The sequence below is a fragment of the Dietzia sp. Cai40 genome (genome assembly GCF_014145165.1).
GTDB classification, from domain to species: domain Bacteria; phylum Actinomycetota; class Actinomycetes; order Mycobacteriales; family Mycobacteriaceae; genus Dietzia; species Dietzia natronolimnaea.
The window spans coordinates 1-10,398 of sequence record NZ_JAALEB010000345.1 but is presented as its reverse complement, the minus strand read 5'-3'; the positions used below and the strand labels follow the sequence as shown (position 1 = coordinate 10,398).

Here is a 10,398-nt window from a genome sequence, read left to right as displayed (position 1 = left end):
GCCCCCGCCCCTGCCCCCTCGCCGGGGCGCGCCGGTGCCGAGCCCGCGGCGTCCGATCCCGGGGACTCCGGGCCGGCGGAGGGCAGCTCGTGACCGAGTTCCCGGGCCAGTGCCCCGAGCAGTTCGATCGCCGCGTCCGAGATCACGGTGCCGGGGGGATAGATGGCGGTCGCCCCGGCGTCGTAGAGCTCCTGGAAGTCACCGGGCGGGATGACGCCACCGACGGTGACCATGATGTCCGCACGGCCCACCGCGGCGAGCGCCTCGCGCAGTGCCGGCACCAGGGTGAGGTGACCGGCGGCCAGGGAGGACACGCCGACCACGTGGACGTCGGCGTCCGCGGCCTGCTGGGCGACCTCTTCCGGGGTCTGGAACAACGGGCCCATGTCCACGTCGAAGCCGAGGTCGGCGAAGGCGGTCCCCACGACCTTCTGCCCGCGGTCGTGGCCGTCCTGTCCCATCTTGGCCAACAGGATGCGCGGCCTGCGACCCTCCAACTCGGCGAACTCCTCGGCCATCTTCATCGCCTTGGTGACGTTGTCCACGGCGCCCTCCTTGGAGACCTCCTGCCGGTACACGCCGGACAGGGTCTTGATCTCTGCCTTGTGTCGACCGTAGACCTTCTCGAGCGCGTCCGAGATCTCGCCGATGGTCGCGTGGGCGCGGGCGGCGTCGATGGCCAGCGCCATGAGGTTGTTCTCCATACCGCTCCCGGCCCCGCCGCCGGCGGCCTCGGTGAGCCTGTCCAGGGCCGCCTGGCAGGCGGCCTCGTCGCGCTCAGCCCGGAGCCTGTCCAGCTTGGCGAGCTGCTCGGTGCGCACGCGGGAGTTCTCGACCTTGAGGACCTCGATCTCCTGGTCCTCGGTGACGACGTACTTGTTGACCCCGATCACCGGCTGGCGACCGGAGTCGATCCGCGCCTGGGTGCGGGCTGCGGCCTCCTCGATGCGGAGCTTGGGGATCCCCTCGCCGATCGCCTGTGCCATCCCGCCCGCCTCCTCGATCTCGATGAGGTGCAGTCGGGCCTTGTCGGCGAGCTGAGCGGTGAGCCACTCGATGTAGTACGACCCCGCCCAGGGGTCGATGGGGCGGGTCGTCGCCGATTCCTGCTGGAGCAGGAGCTGGGTGTTCCGCGCGATGCGGGCGGAGAAATCGGTGGGCAGCGCCAGCGCCTCGTCGAGGGCGTTGGTGTGCAACGACTGCGTGTGACCCTGCGTCGAGGCCATGGCCTCGATACACGTGCGGGCGACGTTGTTGAACACGTCCTGGGCGGTGAGCGACCAGCCGGAGGTCTGGGAATGGGTCCGCAGGGACTTGGACTTCTCGTTCTGCGGTCCGAACTTCTCCACCAGTTCACTCCAGAGCAGGCGGCCCGCCCGCAGCTTGGCGATCTCCATGGAGAAGTTCATCCCGATCGCCCAGAAGAAGGACAGCCGAGGGGCGAACTTGTCGATCTCCAGCCCGGCGTCCAGCCCGGCGCGCAGGTATTCGACGCCGTCCGCGAGCGTGTACGCCAACTCCAGATCCGCCGTCGCACCGGCCTCCTGGATGTGGTAGCCGGAGATCGAGATCGAGTTGAACCGGGGCATCTTGCGGGAGGTGTAGGCGAAGATGTCCGAGATGATCCGCATCGAGGGCGTGGGCGGATAGATGTAGGTGTTACGGACCATGAACTCTTTGAGGATGTCGTTCTGGATGGTCCCCGCGAGCTGCTCCGGAGCCACCCCCTGTTCCTCGGCCGCCACCACGTACAACGCGAGGATCGGCAGGACGGCGCCGTTCATCGTCATCGAGACGGAGACCGCGGACAGGTCGATCCCGTCGAACAACTCGCGCATGTCCAGGATCGAGTCGATCGCCACACCCGCCATCCCGACGTCCCCGGCGACCCGGGGGTGGTCGGAGTCGTACCCGCGGTGGGTGGCCAGGTCGAACGCGACCGACAGCCCCTTCTGGCCCGCCGCGAGGTTGCGGCGATAGAAGGCGTTGGACTCGGCCGCGGTGGAGAAGCCGGCGTACTGCCGGATGGTCCACGGCTGGTTGACGTACATGGACGGGTACGGACCGCGCAGGAACGGCGCGGCGCCCGGGACGGTGTCCAGCGGGAAGGGCGTGACCTTCTCGCCGTCGTCGGTCGGGGCGCTGCCCGTCTCGACCGCGTCACGGTCCGCCTTGGTGAACACCCGCTTGACGTCGATGCCCTCCGGGGTCTCCCACGTGGGGCCCTCGTCGACGGAACCCGGCTGGGGGGCTCCGTCGGTGGACCCGCGCAGCGGAGAGATGCTGAAATCGGGGAAGGTGGTCATCTCACTTCACTCCCAGCTGGTCGAGGAGGGTGGTCAGGGCGGCGACGGCGTTGATCCCGGTCGCGAGGTATCCGTCCGGTCGGTCGTCGGCGTCGGCGGGGAACTCCTTCTCGGCGCCCGCGAGGTACACCGTCGTCACACCCGCCTCGCGCAGCGCCCGGACGGCCTCCGGGCCCTCGGTGGCATAGCGCTTGTCGGCGCCGCAGAGGACGGCGATCTCCTCCCCCTCGCGGACCCCGGCGTACTGGTCGGCCGCGGTGGCGAGGGGGTTGCGGGCCTCGATCCCGCCCGCCGCGAGCAGGTTGGCGATGAAGGTGACCCGACCCGTGGTCTCCGCCATGGGGCCGAGCCCGGCGAGCAGGACCGTCGGCCGGGCGCCGGTGGCCTCGAGGTGCGCGTCGGAACGGTCCCGCAGGGCCTCGAAGTCGCGCCCGTACCGGTAGTCCTCCCCGCCGCGCCGAGCCGGGTCGAGCGGTGGCTCGGCGAGGTTCGGGAACTCGGAGACACCGGTGATCGGCGCTGTGCGGTGGGCGATGTCGGCATCGCGGGCCTCGCGGACCCGGGCGATCGCGGCGGCGACGCTCCCCGAGGCGATGGCGGCGGCGAGTCCTCCCTCGGCCTCGACGGTCTGGAACGCGGACCAGGCGGCCTCGGCGAGCGAGTCGGTGAGCGACTCGACGTACCAGGATCCTCCGGCGGGATCGACCACATGCCCCAGGTGGGACTCCTCGAGCAGCAACAGTTGGGTGTTGCGCGCGATGCGCTCGGCGAAGGCCGGTGAGGCGCTCTCCAGGCCCCCGGGCAGGGAGGCGTCGAACGGCAGGACGGTGACGGAGGTGGCACCGCCGACCCCGGCCCCGAACGAGGCGAGAGTGGTGCGCAGCATGTTCACCCACGGGTCGCGTCGCGCCATCATGGCCGAGGAGGTGACGGCGTGCTGCGGCGCATTCCCCGCGTCGGGTGCGCCCAGGAGTTCGGCGACGCGGGCCCACATCAGGCGCCCGGCACGGAACTTGGCGATCGAGACGAACTGGTCGTCCGTGGCGGACAACCGGAACGTGATCTGGCGCAGGGCGACCTCGACGGCGAGCCCCGCCGACACCAGCGCCCGGACGTACTCCAGGCCCGCGGCCACGGCGTAGGCGAGCTCCTGCGCGTCCCCGGCGCCGTCTGCGTGGAATACCGTGCCGTCGGCGACGAAGGTCCGGACGGTCTCCTCGCGCTCGGCCACGCGGACGGCGAGGCCGACCGCCGCGTCGAGGTCGACCGATTCCGACGACGCGCCCGCGGCGTACGCGGAGGTGACCGGTGTCGCGCCGAGGTCGGCGATCACCGCGGACCGGTCGGTCACCCCGTCTCCTGCCGACCTGCGCTGGTCGAGCAGCTCCAGGAACGCGTCGGTGACCTCGACGAGGTCCGATCCGGCGTCGAAGGTCACCGGCGCGAGGTCCAGGTAGACGTCCTTGAGGACGGCGGCCACGTCGGCGGCCGGCACCCGCAACCACAGCGCGGACGCGCCCTGGCCGAGAAGGTCCAGGACCGAGGTGTTGACCTCGCTCGGGTCGCCCTTGGCCTCGACCCTGGCGCTGACGTGCCAGCCGTTCTCCGGGAGCCCCGACCGGTCCCCTCCCCGCACGAACGGGAACGACCCCGGAGCCGGGCGCTCGGGCGTCTCGTCGGCGCGCGTGTAGAGGGGGTTCACCTCGATCCCGTCGCGGGTGGTGGCCACGAGGGCGCGCCAGGCGTCCTCGGGCATCTCGGCGGGATCCTTGCGGGCGGCCTTCGCGAGGACGGCTCCCACAGAGGCGTACCAGGAGTGAAGGTCGGGACCTGTGGTCGGACTGGACACCGGTACCTCGTTCTCTTGTGGAGTGAAGGGGGTCACCACGGACTCTAATGCAGCCCCTCCCGCTGTCGAGACGTGACCATGTGTGCGGGGTCACCAGGGGTGGGCTCCGCGATCCCGGCGACTACAGTCGACCCGTGCGCGGACGGGTGATCTGGTGGGTGGCGGTCGTCCTGGCCCTGGTGGTGCTGGCCACCGTCGTCCCGACCCCGGGACTGGAGCAGCTGCGCGATTGGGCGGATGAGCTGGGCCCGTGGTTCCCGGTCGCGTTCTTCTCCGCTTACGCGATCGTCACCGTGGCGCCGGTCCCCCGGTCGACCTTCACCTATTCGGCCGCTGTGCTCTTCGCTCCCGCGGTGGCGATCCCGTGGTCACTGGTGGCCTCCGGGATAGCGGCCACCCTCGCGTTCGTCGGCGTCCGCCGTCTGGGCCACCGCCGCACCGCCGCGCTGCGCGCGGACCCCCGCGTCGCGGCGGTGGACGCCCGCCTCCGGCGTCGCGGATGGCTCTCCGTCGGGAGCCTGAGGCTGGTCCCCGCCGCGCCGTTCTCGGTGGTCAACTATGCGGCCGCCCTCACCTCGATCCCGTTCCGTCAGTTCCTGCCCGCGACCGTCATCGGCAGCACCCCGGGGACCGTCGCGGCGATCCTGCTGGGGCACTCCCTCACCGAGGGCGACGGGACCGCCGCGCTGTGGGCGACGGGCGCCTTCGCGGCGGTGGGACTGGTCGGGATGATCCTGGACGCCCGCCTGCCCGTCCGTGGAGACGACGACGGGGTCGGCAGACCCGGGTGAGCTGACCCCGGTGGGGATCAGGCGGGCTCGGTGACGAAGTCCACCAGACGTTCGACCGCACCCAGCAGGGCCGGCTCGACGTCCCGGTACGTGCTCACCGCGCCCAGGACCCGCCGGAAACCGTCGGCCGGCTCACCCCATCCGAGCCGGTCGCAGATGCCGGTCTTCCAGTCCTCGCCCCGTGGGACGACCGGCCATTCGTGGATCCCCACGGCCCGGGGTTTGACCGCCTGCCAGATGTCCACATAGGGGTGTCCGGTCACCAGCACGTCGCCGCCGAGCCCGGCGACGATGCGTGACTCCTTGCTGCCCGTGACCAGGTGGTCGACCAGGACGCCCAGGCGCGCCTGCGGCGTCGGCCCGAACTCCGCCACCAGGGCGGGCAGGTCGTCGATCCCGTGGAGTGGCTCCACGACGATCCCCTCGACCCGCAGGTCGTGGCCCCAGATCTTCTCGACGATGGCCGCGTCGTGGATGCCCTCGACCCATATACGGCCAGCGCGCGCGGTCCTGGCCCGCAGGCCCTCGACCTTCCGGGACCCGGACGCCGTGACCTTCGGGCCGGCCGCCACGACCGGCCCGGGCCTGCGGAGCGTGACCGGTGAGCCGTCGATGAGGAAGGCCGAGGGGGTCATGGCGAAGAGGCGGACCAGGCCGCGGCGGTCCTCGAGTTTGACGAAGTCGCCGTCGGGGGTGCGGTTGAATCCCACCACGGCACCGCAGAATCCGGAGTCCGCGTGCTCCACCACCAGGTCGCTCTCGGCCACGACGACGGGGATCTCCGGTCGGCGACGTCGCGCCGTCCCGGACAGGATGTCGGATCCGTACATGTCTGCCATGGGCCGACACGGTAGCCGGATCCGTGCGCGGGGGGTCGGCGGCGCACCGGCCGGTAGGATTGATCGTCATGTCCCGCCCCCTCACCCGGAGCGCCGCGCTGTCCCCCGCGTGGCCGCTGCCGCTGTTCCTCCTGCGCACCGCCTGGGGTGATCAGCCCTTCGACGAACTGACCGGGTACGTCTCGGGCCTGGCCGGGTCGCACCTGGTCGAGGTCACCGGCGAGCCCGTACGGATGCTGGACGGGATCTCCCCCGCCTCGGGACCCACCGCGCTGCTGCCCGGGCTCGTGACCGGTCTCCGGCGCTCGGTGGGATCGCATCCCGCCCCGGAGTCGCTGGCCCTGCTCACCGCGGCACCCGGGGATTCGTCGAGCCTCCCCGCGGTGCCCTCGCTCCGCTCCGACGTGGCGGAGGCGGGGTGGGGGGTCCTGGTCCGCGACCCGGCGAGCCGCCAGGCGGTCGTCCTCACGTGCGTCCACCCGCACCCGGACGTCCTGCGTTGGCGTGTCCGCGGCATCGCGGACTGTCCGGTGCCTCCCCAACCCGACGGGCCCTCTGCGGCGTTGTTCGCCCTGGGGCAGGCGGTGGTCGAGGCGGCGGAGTTGATCGAGCGGACCACGACACGGGTGGGTCAGGCGGGCGATCTGGACCTGGACTCCCACGTCACCCGGCTACCCGCCGGTCTACCGTCCCGCGTGATCGAGCTGGTGCACAGGATCGACAGGGTGGAGGCGATCATCACGGTCGCGCTGGCGCAGCCGGACGTGGGCGTCGACCCGGCCGCCCGGGAACCCATCCTGCGACGCCTTGTGGCCGTAAAGGACGCGGCTCGTCGCGCGGCGGTCGCCGCGGCGGGGGACGCGGCCTCCCGCGGCGCCTGAGGCGACCGGCGGGGACGGGTGTTCTCCGCGTCGTCTAGCGGGAGCAGCACCCGACCGCGCATCGGGCACCATCTCGGTTGCAGCCCAGCGCGGGCACGTCGCCGAGCCTGTCGCCCTGCACTCCGGACTCGACCTCCTCGAGCAGCTGAAGGACCATCCGGGCGAACTCCGGGCTCGGCCCGGGTGTCGCCGAGCGGGTGACCGTCACGCCGAGTTCGCGCACCTCGTCCACCAGCTCGGTGTCGAGGTCCCAGATCACCTCGACGTGGTCGGAGATGAACCCGATCGGGACGATCACGACGTCGCGGACGCCGCTGTCCTCCGCCAGTCCACGGACATGGTCCACCACGTCGGGCTCGAGCCACGGCACGCTCGGGGGTCCGGAACGGGACTGCCAGACCAGGTCGTGATCGTCGACCCCGGCCGCGCGGGCCACCAACCGCGACGCCTCGGCGACCTGACGGCTGTAGAGACGACCTCCGAGCGCGGGCGGACCCGCGACGGCGTCCGCCGCCTCGGGGACCGAGTGCGCGGTGAAGACGACGCGGGCTCCCGGCGCCGCCGCTTCCCGGGCGGCGCGGAGATCGGACGCGAACCGCTCGATGAACAGGGGATGGTCGTAGAACTGTCGCAGGCGGACCATCGAGGGCGCACCGGGGACCTGCTCGCGCGCGCGGGCGATGTCCTCCTGGTACTGCGCACAGCCGGAGTAGCCGCCCCACGCGGAGGTGGCGAACACCGCCGCGGTCCGGACGCCGTCCGCGGTCATCTGCCGGACCGTCTCCTCGATCATCGGGGTCCAGTTGCGGTTCCCGAAGTACACCGGCAGGTCCCTGCCGCTGCGGGCGAGCTCCTCCTCGACGTGCGCGATGATCTCACGGTTGAGGTCGTTGATCGGGCTGCGGCCACCCAGCTGTCGGTAGTGGGTGGCGACCTCCTCGAGTCGCGCCGCCGGGATCCCGCGCCCGCGGGTGACGTTCTCGAGGAAGGGAATGACGTCCTCCTGACCCTCGGGCCCGCCGAAGGACAGGACGAGGAGGGCGTCCACGGGCCCGGTCACCTCGAGCTCACCATCGGTCATCTGTGGTTCTCCTGTCCGCTGAAGGAGACGGTGCCGGCTCCACCGTCTGCATAGATCACTGTTCCCGTGGTGGCGGGCATGAGGTCCGAGAGCAGCGCCACCGCGGTGGTCGCCACCGCGGTGGGGTCGTTCACGTCCCACCCCAGGGGGGCGCGCCTGGCCCACTCGTCCTGCATCTGGTCCAGTTCTCCGCCGGGACCGAGCGCGTCTCCGGCGATGGCTTTGGCCGCGAGGGTCTTGACGGGGCCGGCGGCGATGAGGTTGGACCGCACGCCCTCCGGGCCGAGTTCTCGGGCCACGTAGCGGTTGACCGCCTCCAGGGCGTTCTTGGCCACGGACATCCAGTTGTAGAAGGGCATGGAGAACCGCGGGTCGAAGTCCAGTCCGATGATCGACGCGCCGAGGTTGAGCAGGGGGCGCACGGCCCTGGCGAGGGACGCGTACGAATAGGCGGAGACCTCCACGGCGACGGAGACGTCCTTCCAGGGCGCGTCGAGGAACGGGTCGCCGAGGCAACTGGGCGGCGCGAACCCGATGGAGTGCACCACCCCGTCGAGCGACTCGGCGTGTTCTCTCACCCTGCCCTCGAGCGCCGCGAGGTCCTCCTCGCTCTGCACGTCCAGTTCGATCACCGCAGGCCTGTCGGGCAGTCGCTTCGAGATCGCCCGCACCAGCGACGGCCGGCCGAACGCGGTGAGGATGACGGTGGCGCCGTGGAGCTGACAGTGCTTGGCGATGTGGAAGGCGATCGAGGCGTCGGTGATCACCCCGGTGACGAGGATGGTCTTGCCCGAGAGGATCCCGGTGCGGGTGTTCTCGCTCATGGTCAGTGCCCCATTCCCATACCGCCGTCGACGGGCAGGACGGCACCCGAGATGTAGCCGGCGTCGTCCCCCGCGAGGAAGCTGACGGCCCCCGCCACGTCGTCGGCGCTGCCCTTCCGGCCGAGCGGGATGGCCGCCACGGCGAGGGCCTGCGTCTTGTCGTCCAGCCCGGCGGTCATGTCGGTGTCGATGAACCCGGGGGCCACGACGTTGGCCGTGATGTTGCGTGAGCCGAGTTCCCGGGTCAGTGAGCGGGCCATCCCGATGAGGCCGGCCTTCGACGAGGCGTAGTTGACCTGGCCCGCGGTGCCCGACTGGGCGACCACCGATCCGATGAAGATGAGTCGGCCGAACCTGGCGCGCAGCATCCCCCGGGAGGCCCTTCTGGCCACCCGGAACGCGCCGGACAGGTTCGCCTCGACGACCCGGGTGAACTGCTCGTCCTTCATCCGCATCAGGAGGGTGTCGTCGGTGATCCCGGCGTTGGACACCACCACCTCGACCGGGCCGTACTCGGCCTCGACCGCGGTGAACGCCGCGTCGACGGAGTCGGGGTCGGTGACGTCACACCGGACTCCGAACAGGCCGTCGGGCGCACCGGACCCTCGATGGGTCACCGCCACCCGGTGGCCGTCGGCGGCGAGTCGTTCGGCCACGGCGCGTCCGATGCCGCGGTTGCCCCCGGTCACCAGGACCGTCCGGGGGGTGGGGGTGGGCGTGCTGTCGGGAACCATGTGCACCAACCTATCGAACCGTCACGGGTGACCCGGTGGGGGTGCGCGGACCCGTCACGGGATGCGGCGGTGTGCCACCAGGGATCCGGCTGCGGCGAGCATCGCCAGCAGGGACCCGATCACGAGCCACGGCCGCGAGGCGTCGGCCTTCTTCCACTCGAACCCGATCTGTTCCTCGAGGGTGCGGTAGACGGAGTCGAGCTCCTCCAGGCTGGAGGCGGTGAAGAAGTCACCCCCCGAGATCTCGGCGATGGTGCGCAACGAGGCGTCGTCGACGGGGACGGGCTGCGGGCGACCCTGGATGTCCACTGTCCCGTAGAGGGTGCCGAAGGAGATGGTCGAGATCGGGATGCCGGCCTCCTCGGCGCGCTCGGCGGCGGTGAAGGCCCCGCGCTCCTCGGTCGGGTCCGCGGGGACGGTCTCCTTGCCGTCGGAGAGCAGCACGATACGGGCCGGCGGCGCCTGGTCGGTGCCACCGAGGCTCTCGGTGAACGTCGTGACGGCCTGGGTGGCGGTGTAGATCGCCTCGCCGGTCGCGGTCCTCTCGTCCAGCCGGAGTCGCTCGACGGCGCGGACCACGGGTCCCCGATCGGTGGTGGGTGCCACGAGCATCGAGGCCGTTCCGGCGTAGGAGACCAGTCCCAGGTTGACGCCCGGGGTGAGGTTGTTGGCGAACGTGGTGGCGGCCTGCTGCGCGGCCTCCAGGCGGGAGGGTGACACGTCCGTGGATTCCATGGACAGTGACACGTCGACGACGAGCATGACCGTCGCGCGGTTCCGCGGCACCTTCTGTTCCTTCTGCGGCCCGGACAGCGCCACCACCAGGGCGAGCAGCGACAGGATGAGCAGCACCGCGGGGACGTGGGTGAACCAGCGTCGACCGCCACGGTCGACGGTCCGCAGGACGCCGAAGTTGCCGAAGCGCACGGTCCTGCGCCTCTTGGATCGCAGCGCGATCACGTATCCGATCGCGAGGGCCAGTGGCACGACCACCAGGACCAGCCACAGCGGGTGCTGGAACTCCGACAGGCTCATCGGTGCGTTCCTCCCGGTGTCGGATGGTCGTCGGGCAGGTCCCTGACGAGGTTCTCCC

General features: G+C 71.3%; 9 protein-coding genes. 2 read left to right on the top strand and 7 right to left on the bottom strand.

All coding sequences use genetic code 11. From position 1 onward, the window contains the following. The coding region (scpA, locus tag G6022_RS13120; RefSeq protein ID WP_241731213.1) for a methylmalonyl-CoA mutase at positions 1 to 2,306 on the bottom strand (2,306 nt) is incomplete at its 3' end. A 1-nt stretch (position 2,307) separates the two neighbouring features. Then, a complete protein-coding gene (locus tag G6022_RS13115; protein ID WP_347238183.1) occupies positions 2,308 to 4,155 on the bottom strand; it encodes a methylmalonyl-CoA mutase family protein in 1,848 nt (615 codons plus the stop codon). A gap of 134 nt (positions 4,156 to 4,289) precedes the next feature. Here G6022_RS13115 and G6022_RS13110 point away from each other — a divergent pair, with 134 nt between their 5' ends. Beyond that, entirely contained in the window at positions 4,290 to 4,946 is a 657-nt protein-coding gene (locus G6022_RS13110; RefSeq protein ID WP_347238182.1) for a TVP38/TMEM64 family protein, read from the top strand. Between the two features lie 17 nt (positions 4,947 to 4,963). On the opposite strand, the gene G6022_RS13105 is transcribed toward G6022_RS13110, so the two are convergent. Beyond that, positions 4,964 to 5,785 (bottom strand): DUF3097 domain-containing protein, encoded by an 822-nt coding sequence (locus G6022_RS13105; protein WP_179525292.1) that lies wholly within the window; start codon positions 5,783 to 5,785, stop codon positions 4,964 to 4,966. A gap of 68 nt (positions 5,786 to 5,853) precedes the next feature. Between G6022_RS13105 and G6022_RS13100 the strand changes: the two genes are divergently transcribed. Further along, a complete protein-coding gene (locus tag G6022_RS13100; protein WP_182691715.1) occupies positions 5,854 to 6,666 on the top strand; it encodes a hypothetical protein in 813 nt (270 codons plus the stop codon). Between the two features lie 34 nt (positions 6,667 to 6,700). Here G6022_RS13100 and G6022_RS13095 read toward each other — a convergent pair whose 3' ends face one another. From G6022_RS13095 to G6022_RS13080, 4 genes are read right to left on the bottom strand one after another with little or no spacing between them, the layout of a single operon-like run. After that, positions 6,701 to 7,747 (bottom strand): ferrochelatase, encoded by a 1,047-nt coding sequence (locus tag G6022_RS13095; RefSeq protein ID WP_182691714.1) that lies wholly within the window; start codon positions 7,745 to 7,747, stop codon positions 6,701 to 6,703. After that, on the bottom strand, positions 7,744 to 8,571 hold the full coding sequence (gene inhA / locus G6022_RS13090; RefSeq protein ID WP_182639084.1) for an NADH-dependent enoyl-ACP reductase InhA: 828 nt from the start codon (positions 8,569 to 8,571) through the stop codon (positions 7,744 to 7,746). Before inhA ends, G6022_RS13095 begins: the two co-directional genes overlap by 4 nt. A gap of 2 nt (positions 8,572 to 8,573) precedes the next feature. Next, positions 8,574 to 9,305: a 3-oxoacyl-ACP reductase FabG1 gene (gene fabG1 / locus G6022_RS13085; RefSeq protein WP_182639083.1), complete on the bottom strand. Its 732-nt coding sequence runs from the start codon at positions 9,303 to 9,305 to the stop codon at positions 8,574 to 8,576. A gap of 54 nt (positions 9,306 to 9,359) precedes the next feature. Further along, positions 9,360 to 10,340: a VWA domain-containing protein gene (locus G6022_RS13080; protein ID WP_182639080.1), complete on the bottom strand. Its 981-nt coding sequence runs from the start codon at positions 10,338 to 10,340 to the stop codon at positions 9,360 to 9,362. Between the last annotated feature and the right edge of the window lie 58 nt (positions 10,341 to 10,398).